Source organism: Allobosea sp. OAE752 (genome assembly GCF_050433265.1).
Lineage (GTDB): Bacteria > Pseudomonadota > Alphaproteobacteria > Rhizobiales > Beijerinckiaceae > Allobosea > Allobosea spartocytisi.
Genome location: NZ_JBNPXO010000005.1, coordinates 326,105 through 348,808, shown reverse-complemented (window position 1 = coordinate 348,808; position 22,704 = coordinate 326,105). Strand labels below are relative to the sequence as shown.

General features: G+C 66.3%; 29 protein-coding genes. 4 read left to right on the top strand and 25 right to left on the bottom strand.

Going from position 1 to position 22,704, the window contains the following annotated elements; genetic code table 11:
- Window positions 1–9: 9 nt before the first annotated feature.
- From GGC47_RS15810 to GGC47_RS15785, 6 genes are read right to left on the bottom strand one after another with little or no spacing between them, the layout of a single operon-like run.
- Window positions 10–3,552, bottom strand: a complete 3,543-nt coding sequence (locus GGC47_RS15810; protein WP_429068502.1) for a host specificity factor TipJ family phage tail protein — start codon at window positions 3,550–3,552, stop codon at window positions 10–12.
- On the bottom strand, window positions 3,549–3,941 hold the full coding sequence (locus GGC47_RS15805) for a hypothetical protein (protein WP_429068501.1): 393 nt from the start codon (window positions 3,939–3,941) through the stop codon (window positions 3,549–3,551). Before GGC47_RS15805 ends, GGC47_RS15810 begins: the two co-directional genes overlap by 4 nt.
- Before the next feature lie 17 nt (window positions 3,942–3,958).
- The gene (locus GGC47_RS15800) at window positions 3,959–4,258 is read right to left on the bottom strand and encodes a hypothetical protein (protein ID WP_429068500.1); all 300 of its coding nucleotides are present in this window, start codon (window positions 4,256–4,258) and stop codon (window positions 3,959–3,961) included.
- 2 nt (window positions 4,259–4,260) lie between these two features.
- A complete protein-coding gene (locus GGC47_RS15795; RefSeq protein WP_429068499.1) occupies window positions 4,261–4,773 on the bottom strand; it encodes a DUF1833 family protein in 513 nt (170 codons plus the stop codon).
- Between the two features lie 4 nt (window positions 4,774–4,777).
- A complete protein-coding gene (locus GGC47_RS15790; RefSeq protein ID WP_429068498.1) occupies window positions 4,778–5,155 on the bottom strand; it encodes a hypothetical protein in 378 nt (125 codons plus the stop codon).
- A 1-nt stretch (window position 5,156) separates the two neighbouring features.
- A complete protein-coding gene (locus GGC47_RS15785; RefSeq protein ID WP_429068497.1) occupies window positions 5,157–7,136 on the bottom strand; it encodes a hypothetical protein in 1,980 nt (659 codons plus the stop codon).
- Window positions 7,137–7,168: 32 nt separating this feature from the next.
- Here GGC47_RS15785 and GGC47_RS15780 point away from each other — a divergent pair, with 32 nt between their 5' ends.
- On the top strand, window positions 7,169–7,366 hold the full coding sequence (locus GGC47_RS15780) for a hypothetical protein (protein WP_429068496.1): 198 nt from the start codon (window positions 7,169–7,171) through the stop codon (window positions 7,364–7,366).
- Here GGC47_RS15780 and GGC47_RS15775 read toward each other — a convergent pair whose 3' ends face one another.
- From GGC47_RS15775 to GGC47_RS15755, 5 genes are read right to left on the bottom strand one after another with little or no spacing between them, the layout of a single operon-like run.
- Window positions 7,367–7,537, bottom strand: a complete 171-nt coding sequence (locus GGC47_RS15775; RefSeq protein ID WP_429068495.1) for a hypothetical protein — start codon at window positions 7,535–7,537, stop codon at window positions 7,367–7,369. It lies immediately after the preceding gene.
- On the bottom strand, window positions 7,537–7,953 hold the full coding sequence (locus GGC47_RS15770; RefSeq protein WP_429068494.1) for a gene transfer agent family protein: 417 nt from the start codon (window positions 7,951–7,953) through the stop codon (window positions 7,537–7,539). Before GGC47_RS15770 ends, GGC47_RS15775 begins: the two co-directional genes overlap by 1 nt.
- A complete protein-coding gene (locus GGC47_RS15765) occupies window positions 7,950–8,417 on the bottom strand; it encodes a phage tail tube protein (RefSeq protein WP_429068493.1) in 468 nt (155 codons plus the stop codon). Before GGC47_RS15765 ends, GGC47_RS15770 begins: the two co-directional genes overlap by 4 nt.
- 20 nt (window positions 8,418–8,437) lie before the next feature.
- A complete protein-coding gene (locus GGC47_RS15760; RefSeq protein WP_429068492.1) occupies window positions 8,438–8,836 on the bottom strand; it encodes a DUF3168 domain-containing protein in 399 nt (132 codons plus the stop codon).
- Window positions 8,836–9,252, bottom strand: a complete 417-nt coding sequence (locus GGC47_RS15755; protein WP_429068491.1) for an HK97-gp10 family putative phage morphogenesis protein — start codon at window positions 9,250–9,252, stop codon at window positions 8,836–8,838. Before GGC47_RS15755 ends, GGC47_RS15760 begins: the two co-directional genes overlap by 1 nt.
- 165 nt (window positions 9,253–9,417) lie before the next feature.
- Here GGC47_RS15755 and GGC47_RS15750 point away from each other — a divergent pair, with 165 nt between their 5' ends.
- Window positions 9,418–9,597, top strand: coding sequence for a hypothetical protein (locus GGC47_RS15750; RefSeq protein ID WP_429068490.1), 180 nt, complete (start codon window positions 9,418–9,420; stop codon window positions 9,595–9,597).
- A gap of 25 nt (window positions 9,598–9,622) precedes the next feature.
- On the opposite strand, the gene GGC47_RS15745 is transcribed toward GGC47_RS15750, so the two are convergent.
- From GGC47_RS15745 to GGC47_RS15720, 6 genes are all read right to left on the bottom strand, one after another.
- The gene (locus GGC47_RS15745; RefSeq protein ID WP_429068489.1) at window positions 9,623–9,976 is read right to left on the bottom strand and encodes a phage head completion protein; all 354 of its coding nucleotides are present in this window, start codon (window positions 9,974–9,976) and stop codon (window positions 9,623–9,625) included.
- Window positions 9,976–10,578, bottom strand: coding sequence for a head-tail connector protein (locus GGC47_RS15740; protein ID WP_429068488.1), 603 nt, complete (start codon window positions 10,576–10,578; stop codon window positions 9,976–9,978). Before GGC47_RS15740 ends, GGC47_RS15745 begins: the two co-directional genes overlap by 1 nt.
- Before the next feature lie 20 nt (window positions 10,579–10,598).
- Window positions 10,599–10,769, bottom strand: coding sequence for a hypothetical protein (locus tag GGC47_RS15735; protein WP_429068487.1), 171 nt, complete (start codon window positions 10,767–10,769; stop codon window positions 10,599–10,601).
- 63 nt (window positions 10,770–10,832) lie between these two features.
- Window positions 10,833–12,080, bottom strand: coding sequence for a phage major capsid protein (locus tag GGC47_RS15730; RefSeq protein ID WP_429068486.1), 1,248 nt, complete (start codon window positions 12,078–12,080; stop codon window positions 10,833–10,835).
- A 19-nt stretch (window positions 12,081–12,099) separates the two neighbouring features.
- Window positions 12,100–12,816, bottom strand: a complete 717-nt coding sequence (locus GGC47_RS15725; RefSeq protein WP_429068485.1) for a head maturation protease, ClpP-related — start codon at window positions 12,814–12,816, stop codon at window positions 12,100–12,102.
- A gap of 112 nt (window positions 12,817–12,928) precedes the next feature.
- Window positions 12,929–14,008, bottom strand: coding sequence for a phage portal protein (locus GGC47_RS15720; protein WP_429068534.1), 1,080 nt, complete (start codon window positions 14,006–14,008; stop codon window positions 12,929–12,931).
- Here GGC47_RS15720 and GGC47_RS15715 point away from each other — a divergent pair.
- Window positions 13,971–14,120 carry a hypothetical protein gene (locus GGC47_RS15715; RefSeq protein ID WP_429068536.1) on the top strand — a complete coding sequence of 50 codons (150 nt, stop codon included), beginning with the start codon at window positions 13,971–13,973 and terminating at the stop codon, window positions 14,118–14,120. The two genes, GGC47_RS15720 and GGC47_RS15715, sit on opposite strands and share 38 nt — an antisense overlap.
- 114 nt (window positions 14,121–14,234) lie before the next feature.
- Here GGC47_RS15715 and GGC47_RS15710 read toward each other — a convergent pair whose 3' ends face one another.
- The 8 genes from GGC47_RS15710 to GGC47_RS15675 all read right to left on the bottom strand — a co-directional run bounded on the left by GGC47_RS15710 (window position 14,235) and on the right by GGC47_RS15675 (window position 21,850).
- Window positions 14,235–15,938, bottom strand: coding sequence for a terminase large subunit domain-containing protein (locus GGC47_RS15710; protein ID WP_429068484.1), 1,704 nt, complete (start codon window positions 15,936–15,938; stop codon window positions 14,235–14,237).
- 2 nt (window positions 15,939–15,940) lie between these two features.
- Entirely contained in the window at window positions 15,941–16,669 is a 729-nt protein-coding gene (locus GGC47_RS15705) for a helix-turn-helix domain-containing protein (RefSeq protein WP_429068483.1), read from the bottom strand.
- 81 nt (window positions 16,670–16,750) lie between these two features.
- Window positions 16,751–17,080, bottom strand: a complete 330-nt coding sequence (locus GGC47_RS15700) for an HNH endonuclease signature motif containing protein (protein WP_142020620.1) — start codon at window positions 17,078–17,080, stop codon at window positions 16,751–16,753.
- 125 nt (window positions 17,081–17,205) lie between these two features.
- Entirely contained in the window at window positions 17,206–18,024 is an 819-nt protein-coding gene (locus GGC47_RS15695; protein ID WP_429068482.1) for a hypothetical protein, read from the bottom strand.
- Window positions 18,011–19,189, bottom strand: coding sequence for a helix-turn-helix domain-containing protein (locus GGC47_RS15690; protein WP_429068481.1), 1,179 nt, complete (start codon window positions 19,187–19,189; stop codon window positions 18,011–18,013). Before GGC47_RS15690 ends, GGC47_RS15695 begins: the two co-directional genes overlap by 14 nt.
- Complete coding sequence (locus GGC47_RS15685) at window positions 19,186–19,338, bottom strand: hypothetical protein (RefSeq protein ID WP_429068480.1); 153 nt, start codon at window positions 19,336–19,338, stop codon at window positions 19,186–19,188. The genes GGC47_RS15690 and GGC47_RS15685 overlap by 4 nt, the downstream gene beginning before the upstream one ends.
- Window positions 19,335–20,021 (bottom strand): DNA-methyltransferase, encoded by a 687-nt coding sequence (locus GGC47_RS15680; protein WP_429068479.1) that lies wholly within the window; start codon window positions 20,019–20,021, stop codon window positions 19,335–19,337. The genes GGC47_RS15685 and GGC47_RS15680 overlap by 4 nt, the downstream gene beginning before the upstream one ends.
- Window positions 20,018–21,850, bottom strand: coding sequence for a DNA cytosine methyltransferase (locus GGC47_RS15675; RefSeq protein ID WP_429068478.1), 1,833 nt, complete (start codon window positions 21,848–21,850; stop codon window positions 20,018–20,020). The genes GGC47_RS15680 and GGC47_RS15675 overlap by 4 nt, the downstream gene beginning before the upstream one ends.
- 55 nt (window positions 21,851–21,905) lie before the next feature.
- Between GGC47_RS15675 and GGC47_RS15670 the strand changes: the two genes are divergently transcribed.
- A complete protein-coding gene (locus GGC47_RS15670) occupies window positions 21,906–22,703 on the top strand; it encodes a hypothetical protein (protein ID WP_429068477.1) in 798 nt (265 codons plus the stop codon).
- Window position 22,704 lies beyond the last annotated feature (1 nt).

Here is a 22,704-nt window from a genome sequence, read left to right as displayed (position 1 = left end):
AGGGCGGCGTCAGGTGTCGGTCCCGGACCAGTCGATCCGGAAGAAATCGCTGCGGCTGACATAGGTGAAGCCGGAATTGGAGCCGGTTTGGCTGACGAAGCGGTGCTGGCAGACGTATTGGACCGCGCCGGCCCCCGGCTGGTCGAAGAACCAGCGGAAGAAGCGGAAACCGACGGTATTGAACTGGGTTTCGCCGTAGACGACGGTGTCGACACCGAATTTGCGCCGCACGATCCGGAAGGCGTTAGTTCGGACGCCATTCGAATATCGCGTGCCAGCCGAGCCGATATAATCGAACAGGAAGAGTGCCCGCCCGTCCTTTTGAGGAGCGAGCGAGGCCGTCGCATAGTCGTACCAGGCCGTATCCGAATCGCTGTTGGGCAGGTCGACGGCGCCGGTCGCCGAAGCCCCGCCGAAGCCGACTCCGCCGGAGATGATCCGGTCCGCCGTGATGGTGCCGGCGACGATGTTGCCGGCGACGATCGAATTGGCCGCGATCTTGTCGGCCGTGATCGCTCCGGCCGCGATCTTCGCCGAAGTCACCTGCAGCGCCCCGAGATGCTGGGTGACGATGGCGCCGGCCTGGATGGCAATGGAGGTGATCGTGCCGGCGACGTAATCCTCGGCCGCCTGCGGCAACCATTGGGTGCGATCGTCGGAGAGGTAATACAGGCGGGGCTTTTCGCCGGGCCGGATCAGCGCCACGACCTTCGAGCCCTCATATTCGAACAGGTCGGGCAGTGCGTCGACGAGCTGCGGCGGCTGCAGGCTGTCGAGGAAGGCCTGGATCGCGAGCGAGCCATTCAGGGCGCCGCTAAGATCGATGACCGCCTTCACCGAGGAAAAGGCGTTCTCGACCCAGGCGCCGGCGACGCCCGCCGCGGTGATGCCGCGTGCCCGGATCCTGATCGTGGTGTCGACATCCCGCAGGGGATAGCTGCCGGAGCTCGACGGGCCGAGATAGACCGCCTCCGAGGTCAGCCAGTTGTCATAGCTGATCACCACCTGGTAGCTCGCGGCGGCGCGCGAGCGGCCGACCGCCCAGCGCATATAGACCGCGGCGCCCTGTTGCACCGCCTTGCCCTGCACATAGGCGAGGGTCGCCGAGGCCTCGTTTTCGAGCCCGGAGGAGGGCGGAGGCGGCGGCGGCACGATCGGCTCGGCCAGAGCCGTCCAGACCTCCGGCGCATCCTGCACCGCCGCGAGATTGACCCGCGTCTCGCCGTCGAACTGGATCGACCGGATCAGCCAGGCTTCCTGCAACGTCGGCAAGGTGCCGATGACGAGGTCGGTGAAGCTCTGCGTTTGCGTGTTGAGCACTTGCTCGAGCGCGAGGCCGGTGAGGGATTCCGCCTGCTCGACATCCTCGGCATTGAGCAGCAGCCAATCGCCGTCGCGGCTGATGCCGACCGGCCCCCATTCCAGCCCGTCGCGCCCGCGCAGATAGGCGAAGGGCGCCTCCGGCAGCCTGACCTCGCTGTCGACGATCACCGCGAAGCGCCCGGCCTCGCGGTCGATCTCCGCATCGACGATGCCGGGGCTTTCGAGCGGGTCGAAGAACCAGGCATCGACCAGCGCCGAGTCGTTCGGCTTCAGCATCCGCCCGGCGAATTCCATGGTAAAGCTGCGCTTCTGCCGGCGGTAATAGGCGATGGCCGCCGCCCAGGTCGCGAGATGGATCGCATGCTCGGCTGAGGTCGCGCCGAAAGCCTGCATGCGGCGCGGGTTCGGCGTCTGCGAGCCGAAGGTGACGCGATGCGTGCGCAGGCGCTTCGGATCGCCGTCCGTGTACCATTCGACGACGATATCGGCAGAGCCATCCGACAGGTCGAGGTTGAACTCGATCCCGGTCGTATCCTTCAGGATGCGCCGGCGGCTGATGACATGCTTGCGCACCGCCTGCGGCTCGTCTCGCACCATCGTCCAGGCACGGCCCAGCCGCAGCGGTGAGGCCCGCATGGCGCCGAGGATGGTGGAGAGCGCCTCATAGAGCGAAACCGGCCCGCGCAGAATGCCGGAGAAGGTGTTGAAGGGCGCTCCGGCCGTCGCATAGTGCCGGAAGGTCGAAAGCTCGATCGCGCTCTCGGCGATGCCGCCGCCATGCAGCCCGTCGCGCATGGCATCGACCGCTGCCCAGGCCGCGCTTTGCGTTTCCTGCTCGGTCCAGCCCGTTCCGTCCCAGACCGGCAGGATGCGCGAGACCTCGACCTCGACATCGCCGAAGGAGGTGACGGCAAGCTCCGGCCCGGCATGGATCTTCATCGCCAGCTCGGTGATGCCGGGACGCACCGCCGCTTGCGGAATATGGGTGCGCAAGCCCTCCCATCTCACCGTGTTGGTCACCTCCGCGATGAAGCCGGCCTCGTGGTGGCTTTCCTTCGGCGCGCCGATGTTGCGCGCGCGGTAGGTGTATTGCCCCTCCGCCGGGATGGTGGCGAAGCGCGTGAAGCGCATCGGTCGCGTCGAGAGCACGTTGCTGCCGCCCTCGGTCCAGAGCGTCTGGAAGGGGCCGATCGGATTGCCGTCGAGATCGCAGGGCGCGTATTCGAACAGCACGCCCCAGGTCGTGCCATATTGCTTGCCGTCATACTTGCCGCCCTTGACGATGGCGAAGCAGCCCTCCGGCAGGGAAAAGTCGATCTGGATGACGCGCTGCGCCGGCGCGCCCGGCCCGAAGCTGAAGGGGCCGGCGAAGCTCGGCGTATCGTCGACATAGGGAAGCTGGTTGCTGCCGATGGCGGCGATGCTGGCGACCTGCCCGGGAACGAGGCCGGAGACCGTGCCGGGGTTGATGACCTCGATCTGCGAGCCGGTGAAGGGCGGGGTGATGCCACCCTCCGGCGTCCACATCACCGCCCCGGCGACGCGGATGGTCTTCACCAGATACTTGCCGCAGCCGATGGTCAGGCGCTTGTAGAGCTCCTGGCTGTCGTCGCCGACATAGACCGTGTAATCGGGCTGCGAGAGGTCCGGCGAGGTCCAGCAGCGGCCATAGATCACGGGGATGCGATCGCCCAAGCGCGGCAGGTTGCCGCCGCCGCTGACGCCGTAGACCGGCCGGTCATCCGACTTGTTGGCCTTCGACTTCGTCGCACGCGACATCAGATAGGCGCCACCGGCCAGCGCGGTTGCCGCGACGCCGGCCCAGATCGTGCCGGCGACCGCCATGCTGCCGCCGACCAGCGGCGCAATGGCGCCGATCGCCCAGAACTGGCCGACCGCCGCGAGCGCGATCGTCGCAACTAGCAGGCCGATCGAGGCGCCCTTGCCGCCGCGCGACGAGCCCGAGGCGCCGCCACCGCCGCGCGGCAGATAGGTGATCAGGACCATGTCGCGCGGCCCGACCAGCGTGCGCGACCAGTGCCGGCGCAGCCTGACGGACATGTCGGTGACAACCGGCAGTTCGCCGCGGCGATGGACGCTGACGATATGGGGGCGGCTGTGGTCGGCATGGCGCCGCACGAGCGCCGAGAGCCGGCGGCGCGCGCGCGGAAGCTCGATCGGAGAGCCGGCCGGCTTTCCGTCGCAACGCTGGAAGAGGATGTTCGTCATCGGATCGGGATATGGAAGCTCGGTTCGGACCAGTTGCGCAGCTTCAGCTCGGCGAGGCTTTCGAAGGCGACGCCCTGCGGGTGGTCGACATGGAGAAGGGAACCCGGGCCATCGAGCGAGAGCCAGGTGCCTGAATGGCAGGCGGCATCGGCATCGCCATGACCCTTGCGGGTGAGGAAGCAGACCGCGCCATGGCAAGGCCGGTCGGTCACGATCCAGCCCTCGAAATCATGGCGCCGGCGCATCAGCCGCACCTTGGCGAGGAGGCTTTCGGGCGCCACCAGCACAGCCGGCAGATCGCGCCCGAAGACCTCGCGCTGGCACAGCCGCGTCAGCTCCCAGCAATGCAGGCCGTCGGCCCGCCAGGGCCGGCTGATGACGCTGTTCACGAAGGCCGCCGCGTCCATCACGCCGCCGGCGCCGGCAGCGCGGCGGGGCCGTCATGGTCCACTTCAGCCCAGCTGGCATCCTCGGGAGCCGCAGGCGGCGTCCAGGCGATCGCCTGGTGGCCGGTGATTAGCCACCCCGCATAATCCCGCACCGGGCGCTGTTCCGGGTGGCCGGCCGAGGGCCAGCCAAGCGCCGCGAAGGCCGAGCGTGTCGGCTCCCAGCGCAGCAGCCACAGGCCGCCGGCGGAATCGCACGCAAGGAAAAGCCCCTCCGCACCATCGGGCGGGAGGCCATCGCTGAAACGCGGTTCGATCATCGCTATTGCCCGTAAAGCGCCGAATAGAGGTCGCTGCTGTATGTCCGTGCCGGGAAGCCCTTGAGCTCGATCTCCTCATAGCCGAGCTCGCCCGAGGCGGAGGTAGCGGTGAGATTGGCCGAGCGCATGCGCAGCCTGTCGAAGACCTCCGGATGGTTCGGGTCCTTCGACGAATATTCCCGGTAGATCACGCTGAAGGGCGTGTCGGCCGACACCGCCGCCTTCAACGCCTCCTGGATCTGGCGACTGACATTGTCGATGCGGATGCGGGCCTTGGTCACGCCGCCTTCTTCCTGCCCCGGCCGCTGCCAGGAGAAGTCGACGACGGTGAAGACGGCGGCCGGATTGCCGGCGACCGGCAAAGAGACCGTCTCGTATTCCTCAGGAACCCGCGTGCCCTGCACGAAGCGCAGCGGCGTCTCGAAGGAGATATGGTCGATCTCGAGGGTGTAGAGCAGATCGCCCGAGACGTCGTTCGACGCCCAGGCCTCCGCAAGCGCAGCCGAAACGCTCATCGCTTCACCAGTTGAAGACGATCAGGGTGAAGGAGACGCGGTAGCGCGAGACCGCCGACATGTCGGTCGACCACTTGCCGTCGCTGATCTGGCAGATGCGCATCACCATGCCGCCATCCGGCCGGAACACCGGCATGCGGAAGGGTTGCGTGCCGCGGAACAGCGTGTCGCGCGCGAACTGCTCGAAAGCCGCCCATTCTGCGCGCGTCCACATCGTCGAGACGAAGGGAATCTCGGTGACGCGCGGCCCGGGGCGCGGGCGCATCAGCGGCGGCCCGCCCTCGGTCTCGCTCCGGATCGGTTCGCCATAGGATGCGCCGACCTGCGCGCCGGAGAGCACCGGCCGGGCCGGGATCTGGCTTGGCCATACTGCGAGCGCCATCTCAGCCCCAGTACTGCCGGCCGTTCTGCACGGCGCCGAAGGCCTGCGAGAGCGAGCCTTGCCCGCGCACGAAGCGCTGCGCCATCGCGCCTTCGACCTGCCGGATGATCATGTCGACGCCCCCGTCGCTGCGCGGCTTGGTCTCGACCTGCGCCGGCGTGTTGTTCTGCACATTGACGATGACGCCGCCGCCAGAGCCGGCACGCGGCGCGATCGCCGGCAGGCTTCCGACCAGGCCGCCGGCCGCCATCATCGGCACGCGGCCATTGTTGATCGCCTCGAGCAGGTCGCGATGCTTGCGGGTGGCGCCGGCATTGACGACGAACTCGCCATTGGAGAGCCGCGCCGGCACGGAATCGCTGCGGTTCGAGCCCGGCCCGGAGACGAAGCCGCCCGAGGCGAGTTTCAGCCCGCCGAACAGCCCGAAGATGCCGCCGAGATTGCCGTTGGTCCCGGCGGTACCGAAGATGCCGGCGAGCGGCCCGTTGCCGAGCAGGGCCGCCTGCAGCGTCGCCTTGATCAGCGTCGCGGTCAGGTTCTTCAGCACGTCCTGCGCCTTGGCGCCGTTGACGATCATGTCGGTCAGGCCGTCGGTCACCGCTTCGCCGAAGAACTTCTGCGCGTCGACGAGGCCCTTCTGCGTCTGCTTCAGGCTTTCGAGCTGCGTCCGCTTCTGCTCGGAAAGCTCGATCTCCTTCGTCAGGCTGGCGATGACTTTGGCGCGCGAATCCTCGTCGAGCTTGCCGAGATCGACCTGCGCCTTCGCCAGCTCGACCGCGGCGCGCTTCTCGGCATTGGAGCGGCCGAAGGTGGCGATCTGCGCGTCGAGCACCGAATTCTGGCGCATCAGCGTCTCGATATAGCGGTCGAGACGATCCTCCGCCTGCTCCTCCTCGGACTTGCCGCCACCGCCCCCGCCGCCGCCCTTGTTAAACAAGGACTTTGTATTGGTGCGACCCTGCACCGTGACTTCAAGCGGCTGCCGCTCGGGATTACCCCGACGGCCAGACCGCCTACGCGTCTCCGCGTCGATCTCGTCCAGTTCGCGACCGCGAGCGGCCAAGTCGTCGGGAAGAACCTTCCCGCTTTCCTTAGCGAGGGAGCGGAGATGCGCAATCGTCTCACGGCTGGCACCAGCCGACCCGTTCTGATCTAGGTCTGCTTTAGCCGATAGCCCCCGCGAATAGCGCTCCAGCCCGGCAAACAACCCCGACGCCTTGTCGATGATCGTATCGATCAGACCGATGATCCAGCCCGCATTGGCCTGGAAGGCGGTTGCCCACCGTGTCGTCGCCTCGGCCCAGCTGCGTTCGAACTCCTTGGCCTTCTGGATGATCTCCGTGTCGATCACCCCGCCGGCCGCTTGTGCGGCGGAAGCCTGCTTCTCGATCGCGACCGCCCCCTGCTCGAGGAGCGGCACCCATTCACGGCTCAGACCGACCGCCTCCGCGATCTTGATCTTGTCGAACTCGGTCGCAGCGTTCTGAACGAGCCCCGCGACCTTGCCCAAGGCATCGTTGATGCCGATCACCTGTCCCTTGCGATCCTTCAGCTTCAGGTTGTTGTCGTCGAACAGCTTGGAAAGCGCATTCTCGGTCTGCCTGCTCTCGTTGAGCTTTTCGGCGAGGCCTTCAAGCCCAGTCCCGAACTGCTTTCCGGACAGGCCGTTCAACCGACCGGCGAACTGCAGTTCCTGGAAGCGTTGGACATCGAGCCCGACACGCTTGGCGGTATCACCCATTCGCACGAGCTCGGCATTCGCCGCCGCCAAGCCCTGGATGACCTTGTCCAGAGTGAAGGCGGCGACGAACCCCTTGAGCGCACCGGTCAATGCCGAGGTCGAGAACGTCGGATTCATCCGGTTGAAGCGCGCCTCGATATCGGCCGCAGCCTTTTCGCTCGACGCGGCTGCTGCCCGCATCTGACGCTCCAGCGCCGCGATATTGGCGCCGACCGATACGACGAGATCAGATTGCGCCATTATCGGCCCCGTTTCTGGAGAAAGGATTCGTCATGCTGAAAACCGCGATCATCGGCGCAATGGCCGGAATGGGAGCTTTCGCCGCGGTACTAGTCGGCGGCCGCACGACAAGCGTGGCTGCGGAAGAAATCCGCTGCCGCGTCAATGTCCCCGCATTTCTAAGCGAGCTGCATGCGATCAATGACGTGAACGCCGACCTGATCAAGAACGTGCTCAAGCCCAAGCCCTGATCAGATGATCACGTCGGGAGCCGCGTCGAGGATCGCCTCGATGTCGCTGTAGTCCTCGTCATCGTTTGACCGGGACGCGGCCTTCGGATCGTGGGCACGCGCCCAACCATCGGCGCAGGCCAGGAACTGCCAGAGCGACATGTTCCCGACCTGCTCCGGCGTGAAGCCCATCACGGTTCCGAGGGCGTAGAAATCTCGGAAGTCGAGCTTTCCGTTCGGGCGGCGCGGCGAGCCCGGCTTTTCCGCGCCGCCCGCGATTTTCCCACCGTTTCATCCGGCTTGCCGAAGACAACGGCGCTGATGACGGCGTGCGCGAAGGGGACATTCTCCGCCCAGGGGCGGTCCTCGGCCAGAACATACAGCTTCGTCTTGTGAAGGGCGGCGACCGGCGACATTCCGCCCCCGATCAGGCCGAGCCGCAAGGTGTGGTAGACCTCCTTCGAGGTCCATTGACCGTGCTCGAGCCGCTGCGCAATGACGAGCGGCCCGGCCTCGCACAGCGCCTGCAGCTCCTCGAGCTGCGCGAGCGGCAGACAGAAGGGATAGGTTCCGTCCGCCCATTCCAGATCTATGCGGCAGCGGCTCACGGCACGAGCGCCGCCACGCTGGCACGGGCGAGGGCGCCGTCGCCGACGATAGTAACCTTGACCTCCCATTTGTTGCCGCGCTGGCCGGTGATCTCATGCGAGACATGGCCCTTGCCGGAGAATTCGAGATCCGGCGTCCCGGCGCCGGTGCCGAAGGTAAGCAGGCGCTGGCGCACATTGGTCGAGACGCCGCGATTGGTCGCAGCCCAGAGCAGCGGCTCAGCCTCTTTTGCCATGACGCCCTCAAAGTTCATGCTCCATGAAAGACTGAGCACGTCGGTCGCCTTCCAGGCCGGGTCGTCGGGGTTGTCGCAATCCGGAATGGTGACGTCGTTGGTGTCCTTCTGGATCTGCAAGCCCATGCTGTTGAAGCCGCAGATCTTCTGGAAGACCTCGTCGACGGCGGCGCCGTCGCCAAGGAAGAACAAGCCCTTTCCGAAGGAAAGGACGATCGGCTGTGCCATGGTGGCCTCCGTTTGTGGTGTCAGGCTGCGGCGACGAGCGCCTTGAACGTCAGGACGGCATGGCTGGTGACGCCATCCGGGTCTTTCAGATATCGCGTGTCCTGATGCGCGATTTCGAGGAACTGCCAGTCGGGACCGAGATCGAGCTCGGCTTCACGAAGCGCGCCGCGCATGGCGCCGGCGATGGTCTTGACCTCGACCTGGCCGATGGCGCGCGACCAGGCATGGAGCGTCGCATAGACCTCCATGCCGTCATGGCACTGCGCCCCGTCATCGAGCGTCTGGAACTCGCCCAGCTCGATATAGGGGAAGGCGACATCGGCGGGCACGCGGTCGAAAACGCGGTTGTCGACGGCGGCGATATCGGTCCGCAAGCGCAGATTGATCGCCTTCTGCAGGTCGAGCGACGGGTCGCCCATCAGGCCGGCCCCTGCAGCTTGGCCGCACGTTTGGCCGCCTCGATGATGCCGCGGCGGATATCCTTCCGCAGCAGCCGGTAGGTCGGATAGAAGAAGGACTCGGCCTTCATCTTCTGCGTGCCGTGCTCGACGGCCAGCGCATAGTCATAGGTTGCGCTGATGCCCTCGCGCACTGGACGGGTCGTCAGGGGGCCGCCGGCCTTCACATAAAAGCGGTCGCCGAAGCGACCGCCCTCGATGCGGACCGATTCCTGGAGCTTGCCCTCATCCTTCGGCGCGGCCTGCTGAATGGCCCGGCCGAGCTGCCGCGCCCGCAGCAGCGCTTCCGCCGCCGCTGCCGCCCGCACCTGAAGCGGCACCTTCTCCAGGCGCCGGCGCAGGCGGGCGAGCGAGGCTGCGGTCTTCGGGCTCGGCATCGAGGAGCACTCCGGCGGCGCGGGCGCGCGCGGCATGGGCGGTGGGGATCAGCTTCGGCCCTCCCGCCTTGTAGGCGATGAAGACGCCGGGCTTGGCGGGGCAGTCGAAATCCCGGATGAATGTCACGCGGGGCATTGGATCACCGCATCGACCATGAGGCTGGCATGTCTGATAAAGTTGAAGTGAAGCTTGGCGGGGACTCGCCGGAAGAGGTTGCCTACAAGCTTCTGCTGGATATCGCTAAGAATGAAACAGGCGCAAAGGATCGTGCCTGGATATTGAATACCTATGCCGAATGCCTGTTAACTGTTCGGCACCCAAACATGCGTTCAAAGAAGGACTAATGCCTCGTCGTGCCGGTGCCGACGGTCAGACCGCGGCGCCATCTTCGAGCAAATACTCGATCTCCCGCGCGTTCGGCGTCGGCACGATCGAGCGGATCTGGCATTCCTTACCGGCATAAGGGCCGGTGACGAAAACGACACGATCCTCCGCCGAGACCGCCTTGGTCTCGGCAAAGGCGAGCACGGTCAGGACACCCTTCATCGTGCTTTCCAGCCGGCCGGCCGCGAGCTGCTCGCGTCCGAACTGCGGCTTGAAGCCAGCCCAGCAGGTTACCAGCGTGACCCAGGGCAGGCGCTGCACATTGCCGGCGCCGTCATCGGCACCACGCGGCATCCGCTCGAAGCGGACGCGGAAGGGTCGCTGCCCGGCGCCGAGCATCAGATCTGATACCGGCGGAAGGGCGCGATCAGCCGGTCGACCGTGGTCGACATCGGCACGGCGCTGGAGGCGCCGATCTGGACGCTGTCGCGGAAGCGGTAGAGATCGCCGACCATGAGCAGGATGGCGCTCTTGAGAGCCGGAGGCAGCTTATCCGCCGCCTCGCCATAGCCGGCACTGAAGGTGACGATTACGGCATCCGGGGCATAGGCGAGGCCGGGCAAGTGCGACCCCAGGTCGAACAGGAGGCGCGGCGCGGCGCCGGCGCCGCCGACCAAGCGATAGCTCGCAGGGTCGACGGTCACGGTCTGTCCATCCGCGCCGCGCGCCTCGACCGACACGACGGAGAGGACCGGCGCCAGCGCCAGGTCGACGGAGCGGGAGGCCGGCCAGAAGGGCAGGAACTGCCGCCAGTCCTGCTTCATCAGCGCCCGGCCGAGAATGCCACCGTAACCGTCGAGATGCTGCACCGCCGCGGCGATTGCCGCAGTGATCAGCGCATCCTCTTCGATGCTATCGACGCGCAGATGCGCTCGCGCATCTGCGATCGAGACGCAAGGCTCGGAGGGAGCCGTCACCAGCTCCGGCGGCAGGCAGCGCATGGGCGACGGACCTCGTCGGCTCAGAGCCCGTAGGGCGCGGGGTCGAGGCCCATCGCCTCGAGCTGCTCGCGGGTGAATTGCGGCTTGCTGGCCTGCTCGGCTTCCTTGGCCTGCGTCGCGTCCACCTGCGCCTGATCGACGACCTTGGCCTGCTCGTCCGGCTTCGTGCCCGCTTCATCCTTCTTCGTCATGGCGATGTCTCCGGTTGGAAAGGAAAACGGGCGGCTGATGCCGCCCGCCGTGAATGGCGGCGGTCAGGCGGCCGCCATCTTCAGAACCTTGATCGTCTCGGGGTTCTGGACGCCTCCGCCGACGCGCTTGGTGGTGTAGAAGTGCACGTAGGGCTTGTTGGTGAAGGGGTCGCGCAGCACCCGCACCCCGGCCCGATCGACCACCAGATAGCCGCGCTTGAAGTCGCCGAAGGCGATCGGCAGCGCGTTCGCGGCGAGGTTCGGCATCGCCGGCATCTCGGTCGTCGGATAGTTCAGGATGGTGGCCGGCTGGCCCGCCTGGAAGGAGGGCTGCCAGAGATAGTTTCCGTCGCCATCCTTCAGCTTGCGAATGACGCCCGTGACGGTGCGGTTGAGCACCCAGCGCGCGTTCAAGGTGAACGCCGTGGGAAGCAGGTGGACGAGGTCGACCAACTCGTCGGCAGCAATGGCCGTCGCCGACGCGGCAGTCTTGACCTCGATGGCTCCGAGCGGGTTGACCGCAGCCGCGGCGCCGCCCGTGACGAAGGTCAGGAAACCGCGCGGCTTGTTGGTGCCGTCGCCGGAAATGAAGGCCAGGCCCTCCTGGTAGGAGAACTCGGTATCGACTTCCCCGGCCAGCCACTGCTCGAGGTTGATCTCCGCATCGTCGAGCATCTGCTGCGTCGCCGCAGGGTTTGCGTAGATCTCGCCGGGCGTGAACGTCATCGAACCGAAGGTCGGCGTGTTCGTCTGCGGGCGCGCCGCCGTTTCGCCAACCCAGCCCGACGAGGTGCCGCGCAGGTTGAAGAGCTTGGTGAAACCGCCGGTCGAGATGGTCTGCACCGTCGCGATCTGGCGCATCGGCGAGACCTCGATCAGCTTGTCGGTGATCGTGCGGTCCCATTCGACCGGCGCGAGATAGCCGCCTTCCGCCGCAGCGCCCTTGTTGAGGGAGGCCTGGAGCTCGCCCTTGCGGAAATGGGCACGGAATGCGGAGGTGTACTCCTTGTCCTTCGGCTCATCCTGGCCACTTCCGGCGCCGACCGTCAGAGCCGCGATCTTGGCATTGGCATCGTCGACGGCCTTCTGCAGATCACCGACGCTGGAGTTGATCCGCTCGAGCTTCTCGGTGGTGACGACGTCGTCGAACTTCTTCGCCAGCTCCTTGTCCTTCTCGGCCATCGCGGCCTTGAAGGAGGTCCAGTCCTTGTTGAGATCGGCAATCAGCGCCTTCACGTCGGAGGGCGCCTCGGCGCGCACGGCGAGGATGCCGCGCGCCGCAAGCGCGCGGGTGGAAACATGCTTGGTCATGGGGGAAATCCTCTCGGGGTTATGACCGAATGGTGGAACGGAGTTGCTCGAGCGCAGTCCGGATCTCGTCGTCGCCCGCTACGGCAGGGCTCTGGCCGCGCGCTACGGCGGCGCGGCTCATCAGGTCGCCGATGGCGCTACGGCGCCTATCCCGCGACCATCCGGCCCTCGCGAGGCCGAATTCCACTTTCTGCACCGGCTTCACATCGCCGGCCGCTTTGGCCTTTGCCTGATCTTCCTTGACGGCGTCGGCGGCCAGCAGTCCGGTGGCGAGACCTTCTGCAACAGCCTGCTCGCCCTTGAACCAGGTTTCGGCGTCCATCCATTCGACCGCCTTGACCTTGTCGACCCCGGCGCGATCGGCATAGACGGCCGCCATGGCGTCGTCGAAGGGCTCCATGGTCTTCGCCGCGTCGGCGAGATCATGACGATTGCCGACTGCGACAACCCAGGCGTTGTGCACCATCAGGAAGCCGGCCCGGCCGATCTGGATCTCGTCGCCGGCCATCGCAATCACGGACGCCGCGGACGCCGCGAGACTGAGAATGCGGACGGTGACCTTCTTCGGATGCGCGCGCAGCATGTTGTAAATGGCGACGCCCTCGAAGAAATCCCCGCCCGGGGAATTGAGATCGACGAAAACCTCCTGATCGCCGATTGCCCGCAGCGCCGCCTTGACCCGCTTGGCGGTGACGCCGCCGCCAGACCACCAATCCTCGCCGATCACCTCGAGCATGGAGATCGTATTGTCGTCGGTCTGGGCCGCCTGGACGCCGGGATTCCAGTCGTCGAAGGCGCGCTCGTCCGGCGCGAAGGCGCAGACTTCCGGCATGCGGAAGGCGGCGATCTCAGGAAGTTTGCGCAGGCTCATTCGCCTTGTCCTTGTTCTGGCCGAGAGGGGGCGGAAGGTCGTCGCGGCGCGGCAGGTCGAGCCAGTCGCGCACCTCGTCCTGATGCAGGAACGGCTGCTGTCCGCCGGCTCCGAGGCCCTTGGCGAAGAAGTCCGACTGGTCCTTCATCGAACCGCGAAGCAGGCCGCCGGCATTGAACTTCGGCTCGAACTGGTCGGCCTCCCGCTCGGTCAGGAGCGAGCGCTCGATTGCCTGTTGCCAGGCTTCGAACCATGGGTTGAGCCCATAGCGGACAAAGAACTGTCCGAGCACGTCGATGCCCGAGCCCCAGGATGTATCGTCGACGCTGAGAAGCGGTCGCGGGACCCCGAAGGGGCGCGAAATTTCTTCGTTCTGAAACCTGCGCTGCTCCATGTGCTGCGCTTCCTGCCCAGTCTGGGCGAAACGCTCGGCCTTCATGCCCTCCTCAAGGATCATCCAGCGACCGGAATTCTCAGTCCCGGTCAGACGATCTTCCATGCTCTGTTTCAGACGGTCGTAGGCTTCGGGCGAAAGCTTGTTCTGATGCGACAGCGCGCCACCTACGAGCATGCCATTGCGGAACAGGCGCGCCGCAGCGCGCTCTGTTTGGATCGCGAGGGCGATCGCCTCGGCTGCCTGCTTCACCGTCGACAGGCCGGAAATGCCATCTTCCGACAGGCCGCAGCGCAGATGAAACACATCGCGCTGCTGCAAAATAACCTGGCCGCCATCGGGCCGGTTGTAGACATATTCGAGCGCCCAATCGTTGCGCTGGCGCGGCTTCACCCGCGAGGTCGGCAGTGGCACGAGCTGGAGGGGGCGTTCTCCGCTGCGCACGATGAGCGCGAAGGCATCGCCGCGCTCGCCGTCATCGCCCGCGCCGAGCGCGCGCTGCTGCATCAGGGCCTTGAACTCATAGGCCGTCTGCCAGGCGTTCGGTCGGCGATGCAGGAGGCGGAAGAGCGGGTGGTTCTCAGCCTTCCGGTTCGTACCCTTTTCAAGCAGATGGAGCGGCAACATGCCGATCGAGAAGGCGTGGAGCGAGACGCAACGCATCACCGTCGTGTTGCGCAGCGCTATTCGCGGCGTCACGGAAATGCCAGCCTCTGACATTCCGGCGCCGCCGTTGCGCATGAACTCCAGCAGCCGCGGATCGTCGAGACCGTAGAAACTGGCGGCCTCGCCAACGGAGGCGTTGATGGCCGGTACCGCGTCAGGACCTGCGGCCGTCGGTGCGGCCGGCGTGGAACGGCCGCCGAAGAGCTTCGTGAAGATGCTCATGTCAGACCATCAGGACGCCGCGAGTCTCATAGACCGATGGCCCGCCGGCCGCCTCCGGGTTCCGGCTCATCAAGTCGAAGGCGTTGAACAGCGCGATCATCGGGTCGATCTTTGCCGTGCCGGAGGCCTGCTTCGTCACCAGCACGGCTGAGCCGCGCAGCTCCGAGCGGCAATTTCCGACGCACCAGGCCATCATCGGGCGGGCACCGTGCTTCAAGGTTCCATCCTTCAGCTTGCGGGCAGCGCCCTTGATGACTCCGGAGAGGCGATAGCCCTGCGGCACCGCCGCGATGCAGTCGTCTGGGATCTCGCGCAGGGCGAGCTCGTCGAGGATCGCGGCGATCCCGACGGCGTCGACGCCGATCCCGGCCTTTTCCGGCAGGAGGCCGGCCTTGAAGATGCGCTCGACGATATCCGCGACGCCGCGCACGTCGGCGTTCGCACCGTCGGCTGTCTCGGCGATATCGACGAACGTCAGATCGCCGTCGCGCTCAAAATCCTCGAGGCGAGGCGCGATCTCCTTGCGCAGCAACTTGACACCGCGATCCGCCCAGGCGTGACCCCAATGGTACCAGCGCTTGGTCACGCGATGACGGCCCAGGACGGCAAGGCCCAGAAGATCGTCGAGGCCGCCACCGTCGATCCCGATCGTGCAGACCTCGCACTCGGCCAGGATGAATTCGATCGTGGCGGCCTTGCTGCCGGCACGCTCCCAATGGTCGGCGCCTTCCCAGCGGTTGGAATGCAGCGCGAGGCCGATCTCGATATTGAGATGCTGCGAAGCCCAGCGCCGCTCTTCCTCCTCGCCTTTCTCCTTTGCCGTCGCGTAATCGCGCTCCAGCACAGGCAGGGAGACGGAACGGCCGATATTCGGCAGCACCAGCGGCCAGTTCTCGACCTTGCGCCAGGGCTTGTCGGCCGCGACCTGTAGTGCCTCCGGAAACTCGTACAGGACCGGTAGGATCGATCCCTCGGCGATGCGCCCGTCGCGGACGCCGCGCGCATAATCCAGCTCGGTCTTGAAGGCGCCGGCGGGCGGCTCGTCCGACTGCGTCGTGATGATAACGCCGAAGGATTCCGGAACCGCGACCGAGGCCCCGCGTAGCTGGCCGATGACCCGCTGCGCATAGGAGACCTTGCCGAGCAGGTGCATCTCGTCGAGCAGCCAGCCGGCGAATTTGCCGCCCGTCGCCACCTTCGGGTCGAATGTCATCACCTTGAGCGTCGCCTGCGTGACCCGGTTCACCACCGTCTTCAGGTGGTCGCGGACATGCAGCAGCTTCGCGAGATCCGGATCGGCGTCGATCATGCCGGCGACGGCAGCGAAGGCGATGTCGGCGATCTCCTGCGTCGGCCCGAACAGGGCAAAGGCGGCGCGGGGCCGGTCGTTCATCAGTAGCGCCGTCAGCATGAGCGCCGCGCCGTTGGTCGTCTTCGAGTTCTTCTTCGGCACCAGGACGAAGACGCCCGGCACCATGCGAATGCCGCCGATCAGCGAACCGAAGATCGCGCGGACGATATCGCGGAACCAGTCGCCCGCGGCATCGCCGAGCGTCGGCTGGCCGGGCACATCCGGCAGGTGTAGCCGGTTGAAGATCGCGGCCGCTCGCTCCGCCTCGATGGCATCGAGCGGGAGTAACGGCACGAGGGACCGACCGGCGAGGAGCGTCTGCTCCCAATCCGGCTGGGCGAATGACCAGTCCACCGTCAGGCCTGCCGCGGCGTCCGCACCAGGTTGGCCCAGGGGCCATGCGTCACGACGCTGTGCGCGTCGAGATTGGCCTGCTCCTTCTTACCGAGCGCATCGGCCGGCGGAGGGGCGGAGTGTCCCGACCCGGTCGACGGCGCGGCCTCGGACTTGCCCTTGCCCCGCAGGTGATCCTGCAGCGCCTCGAGGTTCGCGCGGTCCATGATCGCGAGCGCTTCCTTCTGCGCCGCGACATTTCCCTTGAGCGCCGTCTTGTGCAGCGCGACCAGCATCTCGGCGCGCTTGCGGACGGCCCCCGTTTCGAGCTCCGCTTTGAAGGCCCGGCGCAGAGTCGGTTCCGACAGAGCCATGGCGGTCGCGATCTGCTCGACCGTCAGGCCTGAGGAGACGAGCACCGCCACCTTTTCGCGGTCGCGGTCCTGCGGCTCGAAACGCTTGCGGCCGCCCGTGCCGGGACGCTTGCCTTTCGGAGGAGCTGGCCGGGGCGCCGGGATCTCCTCCGCCGCCGCGGCGAAGAGATTGCCGCCCGCAAGCCGGTCTTTCAGTTCTTCGGCGAAGGCCTTCCGCAGCGTTGGAACGCTGATGCCGATCTCAGCGGCGATCACAGGATGGCCCAGGCGCTCCGATGCCATCCGGCGCACGGTCGCGCGCTGATCATCGCTGGCCATGAAGGCAGCGCGACCTCGCTTCGTTTCTTTCTTTCCGCCGCTGGAATTCGCGTCGTCCAAGAAAAAAAACTCCGAATGAGGGGGGCGCCGGTGCGGGCGATCGGGGGCTCGGGAACTTTCGACCACCCCCCGGTCGGTCGATCAGACCGCCTGATGCCCTCGGCGGGTCCGCTCGCGGGCCGTCTTGCGGTTGTGGCAGGCGGTACAGAGGAGGCGAACGTTCAACGGATCGAAGTCCGCGCCGCCATCCTTACGCTCGACAATATGGTCACCGATCAGACCGCGCGGCGTGGCGCTGCAGTCCTTGCGACAGGTGACCTCTTCGCAGACGAAACCGCGCTGTTGCTTGATCGTCCGCACGAACTCGCGCCACTCGCGCGATTCATAGAAGGGATCGACGACCTTCTCCGGCCGCACGATGCGGGAGGGCAGGCTCGACACCCTTAACGGCAGAGCCTTGAGCCGTCCCATCGACACCCCTCAACGACAACGCCCGCAGGCCGTTTCCGGCTGCGGGCGCGATTCGTGCTGATATCTATTTTTGGTCACGCAACTGCGCAGTAGTCAACGGTCAAGTCGTATCGACGCCGGCGATACTACAGGCTTATCCCACGCTTCCGCAGATAGGATTGGTTCGCGACCTCGACCGCCTGCTCGTCATAGATCACGTTGTCTGCCCGCATTCCCGTGATCCGCCCGCGCTCCGGCCCCTTCGCGCCCCAGACCTCTTCGGCCAGGAAGTCGAGCGCCTCCTTGAACCGCATATCGAGATAGTCGAGCCGCTTGCGCATCGCCTCCGGGCTGGGCCAGCGCTCGGCCAGTTCCGATATCGTCATGCCGCGCCCGGCCACGGCCGAGACGATGCGCTCGCCGATGGGGCCGAGTTGCTGCGCCAGCCGCTTCAGCTCGAACTGAGCATGCACCACGCTGTCGGAGAGCGGATCGCCGAGCCGCCCGCCATCCACCTTGATATGGCCGGGATCAATGCCTCGCCCCGGCCCGATGGCCGCCGCCTCATAGATCCGGCGGAAGCGAACGCCGGCCTCATAGAGTGGCCGGTCAAGGCGCTGCCGCGCCAGCATCATTTCGAGGGGATGTTCGGCCAGGTTCACGATGGCCTTCATCTTCGTGCCCGGCTCGACCGCAAGCGGATCATCGACCAGCCGCTCGCCCAGCACGGGCGCCTTTCCGGCCTTGCCCTTCGGCCGCCACTTCTTCGAGGGAGCCGCGTTCGGGATCTCGCCCCGCTCCCGCGCCGCCTTGGCTTCGGCGACGAGACGCTGCTGCTCGGCTTCGATCTTCGCGCGCGCCGCGGCCTCGCGCGCCTCCTGCCGCTCCTGCCGTGCCCGCCGGGCTTCGGCCCGCGCCAGCTTGTCCTGCCGCGCCAGAACCTTCGCCGCATCAGAACCGGACATGATCATCCCCTTCGTCCTTTCGCCCGGAAGGCGGCATCTCGCTCGGCAGGAACACGCGGAAATTCCCCTCGAACACCGGGATGCGGGCGCCGCGCGCCGCCAGCCAGGGCCGCCATGCGTCGATCTCCGGTCCGTCGCAGAGGAAGCTGCGCAACTCGCCGATCCGCTTGGCCGCCGTCGCAAGCTCGCTGGCCGCGACCGAGATGGACTTGCCGGCATCGGCCTGCTGCACCACGAACCCGACGCGCTGCCCGGCGGCGATGCGCGCCAGCAGCACGAGCCACCAATCCTTGGACCAGCCCTTGACCTCGCAGAAGGCGCCGGCCGCCTGCCGTGCCGCCCGTTCGGCGGCCTGCTTCGGCACATGGCGCCAGTTGAAGCCGGAGAGGTATTTCGGGCCGGAAAGCCGGCTGGAGAAGCCCGCCGCCTTGCGCTCGGAGACGAAGCCCGGAATGCCGTCGATCGCCGCCTGCCGCTCGGCAAAGGGCACGGCCTCCCAGGCCGAGGCCAGCGCCGCCTGATCGTCGGCGCCGGCATGCGGATAGGCCCTGCGGAAGTCATCGAGCGTCGCGGTCGGCTTGCGCTCGGGCTCACCCTCGCTCGCTGGCGTGCCTTCGCGCCCCTGCGCACCCTCTCTCTCAAGTGAGGGTTCTAGATAAGGGGTTGGGTGACATCTGGAGTCACCCTTAGCGGCGTCAGATGTTACCCTAACACCATGTAAGGGTGACACCATGTCACCCAAGGATTGCGTATCGCTGGCGGAGGAAGACGCCTCCTGTCCTGCATCCTGTGCATGGCCGGGCTCATCGTCATCGGCCGTATCCGGCAACGGGTCGTGCAGCGCCGCTGCTTCCAGCACCGGCCAGATATCGGCGCGGCGCAGGCGGGCGAGCATGTCGATGTCCATCTCGTAGCGAGCAGTCGAGCCCTTGCCCTTGCCGCCGTCGCGGACCTTGCGCAGCAGCCCAACCTCGCAGAAGCGCTTCAGCTCGCGCCGCACCTGCTGCGTCGAGCAGCCGACATGCTCGGCCACCGTCGCGAGTGCCGGATAGATGTTGCTGCCCTCGTCGTCGCAGCAATCGACGAGTTTCATCAGCACGAGCTTGCGGGTCTTGCTGTCGCCGACCTTGGCGGCCCAGGCGAGGCCGAGAAGGGCGGCGCTCATGGCGTCACCTGCCCGCAGGAGCAGTGCCACATCAGCACGGACCAGGTGCCGTGCGTCGGGCCGAGATCGGCCGCGATCATCCAGCCACGCCGCATATAGGCATCGACTTTAGCATGCCGCACATATCGAAAGAGGCCTGTGCGCGTCATAGCCCGAGCGCCTCCTGCTGGGAGGGCGGCGGCACAATATCCAGCCCCAGGCGAGGGGCGTTCAGCTCATCCGAGATGCGCCGGCAGGCGATGTCGAAGTACCCGGGATCGATCTCGATGCCGATGAAGCGCCGTCCCAGCCGCACGCAGGCAACACCCGTGGTGCCTGAGCCCATAAAGGGGTCAAGCACCATGGCGATGCCCCCCCCCAGTTGCTGAATGCTCCATTCCATGACCGGAACGGGCTTCTGCGTGGGGTGCAATTTCTGGGCATAGTCGCCGCGCGCCAGAGGGTCACGGGTCAGCACGCGCGCATTGCCGTCGATGCTGCACCACGCCAACTCGCACTCGGCAAAGTCCCGATTCTTGAAGCCGGCGCCCTTGTCCCAAACCAAATAGCGGCGGGTCGGCGGGAGCCTGAAATAGTTCATGCCCCACATCACGCAGGCGGGCGCCTTCGCCAGGATAGCGTCGATCACAGACCCATCGGGCGTCGATGCATCCCAGCCCTTGTCGGTCTTCTGGAACTTCTGCCGGCCGTATTTGCCGACACCGGAGCTGGCGCCGATCCCGTAGGGCGGGTCCGTTACCACCGCATCCACCTTGCCGAGCGTCGGCAGGATCTCCCGGCAATCGCCAAGATAGAGCGTCACTGAATCCGAAAGTTGCTCGATCCGGCTCACTCCGCCGCCTCCATGAACAGGGGCGTCGACACGACCGGCGCCGGTTGCTCGCTTTCGCGCGGCTGGTAGTTCGCGGCGACAAGGGCTTGCGCCAGCGGCGGGCAGACGCTGTTGCCGCACATGCGGACCTGCGCCGTCTTCGTGATCGGGATCGGCTCGGCCGGGCCGTCATCCTCGCCCCAGCCTTCGCGCACCTCGACCTTCAGGCCCCGGTCGAGGATGTAGCCCCGCGGGAAACCTTGTGCCCCGAACAGCTCCGGCGGCGCGAGCATCCGCATGGCGATGTCGACGACGATATAGGTGTCGCCGCCAATCTCGACCGTGACGAACTCGCCGCCGCTCCAGAGGTCGTACTGACGAAGAAGCTCCGCAACCTGGCGCGCACGCGCCAGCATTGCAGGCAACAAGGGCGGCACGACGAGGTTGCCCGCTACAACGCCGAGCCTGCCCTTGGTGGGAGCCGTCGCCAACGGCTCGTCGAATGACCTCGCCGTCGCATACCCACTGCCTCCATTGGAATAATAGCCCTGCACAAAGGCTGTCACGAGCCCTTGCGTGCAGCCCTTACCCACGATCGTCGAGACGGGCTCGGTCATGGCATGGCCGACGACAGCGGTCTTTCCGCCTCCGCCAGCCGTCACTGTTCCGACCGGGTCGACAACATCTGAGCCGATTGACGCGCCGAACTGACGGGAGAGATGCACGGCTGCTATACAAACATCGGCCTTGGCCGTGCCCGTGGCGGTCGGTTCGTCCGCGCTGCGCGGCCGCGATTGACCCGCCCGGCCGCCGCAGCCAACGAGGACCGGCGAGACGAGGCCGAGCGGGGCCGCCCCACCGGGCCGCTCCCGGTTCTCGCCATTGGCCGTCACGGTGTGCAGGGGCTCGTCGAGCGAGGAGCCGACGCTGTTCGCCCGGAATTTCGTGACGAAGGGCGTCACAAGACCATGGGCATCGCGCGCGGCGGCGACGGTCTTGAACGGCTCGCCAAGATCCTGCCCTCGGAAGCCGTCGCCGGAATGGTTGCAGGTCACCACAAACGGCTTCGCCGCGTCGATCACGTAGCGCTTCACGCCCCGCGCGATGCGCGCCATCGTCGCGTCTGCCAGCGGCCGGTTGACGCCGACGGCCCGGCCTTCCTCGCGGGGGAGGAAGATCGAATGGCAGGGCAGGGACCAGTCGATGATGCTGGCCGCCGTGCGCCAGGGCAGCTTACGACCGGCGATCACGTCAGGATCGTCCGGCTTGCCATGCGTCGGCTTCGGCCAGACGATCTTTTCGCCGTCGCGCCGGGCGATGACGAAGAGCCGCTTGCGGATCGTCGGCGCGCCATAGTCGCAGGCGCGCAGCTCGCGATGCTCGACCTTGTAGCCGAGCCGCCTCAGCTCTCCGCTCCACCGCTTGAAGTCATGCCCCTTGCGATCCTTGCAGGGTACGCCCTCGGCCGAGATCGGCCCCCAGTCGCGGAACTCCTCGACATTTTCGAGGATGATCACGCGCGGGCGCACTTGTTTGGCCCAGCGCGGCACCACCCAGGCCAGATCGCGGATGTTCCGCTTCACCGGCCTGCCGCCCTTGGCCTTGGAGAAGTGCTTGCAGTCGGGCGAGGCCCAGAGCAGCCCGACAGGGCGCCCCGCCGTCACCGCGACAGGGTCGACCTTCCAGACATTGTGCGGCAGGTGCAGCGTCTCCGGATGGTTCATCCGGTGCAGCGCCAGCGCCTCGGCGTCATGGTTGATGGCGATGTCGGGCGAGCGGCCGAGCGCCATCTCGATGCCGGTGGAAGCCCCGCCGCCGCCGGCGAAGGAATCGACGATCAATTCACGCATAAGTAGGCCTCCCGCTTCGCGCGAGCCGCGCTAAAGTGGGTTGAGGGGGACGACGATGAAGCGAGAAGAGGGCCTTGCCACCGCGCTGTTCGCGGTGGTGATCGGCGCGGCAGTAGCCGCCGCCATAGCAAGCGATGCAGTCGCCCCGCTCTGCGAAGCGGCCAAGATCAAGTCGGCGGCGCCGGAGAAGATCGAATTCGGATGCTTTGAATTCTGGCTGAACCGCTATCAGACAGTGCTTGCCGCTTTCCTGGGTGCCGCGGTCGCCCTGATCGTCGTACGGCCCGTTTTTTTGCAGCTCCGTGAAATGGCGAAGCAAACAGCCGTGAGCGCGAAGACCCTCACGCAGGAATTTGCCGAAGGCATCGACAGCGAAATTGATGCGCTTGCGAAGCTCGACAACACCGTCTTCATAATGAGTCTGGTGCTCTATGATTTTGAGATCGAGGAGATCGACCAAACGACATTTTTTGACTACGCCGACCACCGCGCGCGAATGCAGGAGTTCAGCGCAAATCTCGTCGTACTGCAGAAGAATAGCCGAAGGCTTGTTGGCGGGACCGAGCTGCAAAAGCAACGCAATCTTGCTCTCGCCTGCGCTTTGCAGTTCAGGGGCCGAGCAATGGCCTACGCCCATCAACTGGCCCTGAATCTGGATAGGGCGAAGGAAGATGCCAACCGAAGGCAATGGTTGATCGGGCGACTGAAAGAACCCGGCAAACAGGCCGAGGCCGCAAGGCAAGCGCTCCACGATGAAATGGCGAACCTGCGAAGGCTGCTGGAAGCCCTCAGCCGGGCCAAGTGGGCGTCGGTCCGGACGCACGAAGAAGTTGTGCAGCGCGGAGGGGAATGAG

Bases quoted from the DNA above. Each gene is read 5' to 3' on its own strand.
- GGC47_RS15810 (WP_429068502.1), bottom strand. From the start codon at position 3,552: ATGACGAACATCCTCTTCCAGCGTTGCGACGGAAAGCCGGCCGGCTCT.
- GGC47_RS15800 (WP_429068500.1), bottom strand. From the start codon at position 4,258: ATGATCGAACCGCGTTTCAGCGATGGCCTCCCGCCCGATGGTGCGGAG.
- GGC47_RS15795 (WP_429068499.1), bottom strand. From the start codon at position 4,773: ATGAGCGTTTCGGCTGCGCTTGCGGAGGCCTGGGCGTCGAACGACGTC.
- GGC47_RS15790 (WP_429068498.1), bottom strand. From the start codon at position 5,155: ATGGCGCTCGCAGTATGGCCAAGCCAGATCCCGGCCCGGCCGGTGCTC.
- GGC47_RS15785 (WP_429068497.1), bottom strand. From the start codon at position 7,136: ATGGCGCAATCTGATCTCGTCGTATCGGTCGGCGCCAATATCGCGGCG.
- GGC47_RS15780 (WP_429068496.1), top strand. From the start codon at position 7,169: ATGCTGAAAACCGCGATCATCGGCGCAATGGCCGGAATGGGAGCTTTC.
- GGC47_RS15775 (WP_429068495.1), bottom strand. From the start codon at position 7,537: ATGGGCTTCACGCCGGAGCAGGTCGGGAACATGTCGCTCTGGCAGTTC.
- GGC47_RS15765 (WP_429068493.1), bottom strand. From the start codon at position 8,417: ATGGCACAGCCGATCGTCCTTTCCTTCGGAAAGGGCTTGTTCTTCCTT.
- GGC47_RS15760 (WP_429068492.1), bottom strand. From the start codon at position 8,836: ATGGGCGACCCGTCGCTCGACCTGCAGAAGGCGATCAATCTGCGCTTG.
- GGC47_RS15755 (WP_429068491.1), bottom strand. From the start codon at position 9,252: ATGCCGAGCCCGAAGACCGCAGCCTCGCTCGCCCGCCTGCGCCGGCGC.
- GGC47_RS15750 (WP_429068490.1), top strand. From the start codon at position 9,418: ATGTCTGATAAAGTTGAAGTGAAGCTTGGCGGGGACTCGCCGGAAGAG.
- GGC47_RS15745 (WP_429068489.1), bottom strand. From the start codon at position 9,976: ATGCTCGGCGCCGGGCAGCGACCCTTCCGCGTCCGCTTCGAGCGGATG.
- GGC47_RS15740 (WP_429068488.1), bottom strand. From the start codon at position 10,578: ATGCGCTGCCTGCCGCCGGAGCTGGTGACGGCTCCCTCCGAGCCTTGC.
- GGC47_RS15735 (WP_429068487.1), bottom strand. From the start codon at position 10,769: ATGACGAAGAAGGATGAAGCGGGCACGAAGCCGGACGAGCAGGCCAAG.
- GGC47_RS15730 (WP_429068486.1), bottom strand. From the start codon at position 12,080: ATGACCAAGCATGTTTCCACCCGCGCGCTTGCGGCGCGCGGCATCCTC.
- GGC47_RS15725 (WP_429068485.1), bottom strand. From the start codon at position 12,816: ATGCTCGAGGTGATCGGCGAGGATTGGTGGTCTGGCGGCGGCGTCACC.
- GGC47_RS15715 (WP_429068536.1), top strand. From the start codon at position 13,971: ATGCCGATCGAGAAGGCGTGGAGCGAGACGCAACGCATCACCGTCGTG.
- GGC47_RS15720 (WP_429068534.1), bottom strand. From the start codon at position 14,008: ATGCGTTGCGTCTCGCTCCACGCCTTCTCGATCGGCATGTTGCCGCTC.
- GGC47_RS15700 (WP_142020620.1), bottom strand. From the start codon at position 17,080: ATGGGACGGCTCAAGGCTCTGCCGTTAAGGGTGTCGAGCCTGCCCTCC.
- GGC47_RS15695 (WP_429068482.1), bottom strand. From the start codon at position 18,024: ATGTCCGGTTCTGATGCGGCGAAGGTTCTGGCGCGGCAGGACAAGCTG.
- GGC47_RS15690 (WP_429068481.1), bottom strand. From the start codon at position 19,189: ATGAGCGCCGCCCTTCTCGGCCTCGCCTGGGCCGCCAAGGTCGGCGAC.
- GGC47_RS15685 (WP_429068480.1), bottom strand. From the start codon at position 19,338: ATGACGCGCACAGGCCTCTTTCGATATGTGCGGCATGCTAAAGTCGAT.
- GGC47_RS15675 (WP_429068478.1), bottom strand. From the start codon at position 21,850: ATGCGTGAATTGATCGTCGATTCCTTCGCCGGCGGCGGCGGGGCTTCC.
- GGC47_RS15670 (WP_429068477.1), top strand. From the start codon at position 21,906: ATGAAGCGAGAAGAGGGCCTTGCCACCGCGCTGTTCGCGGTGGTGATC.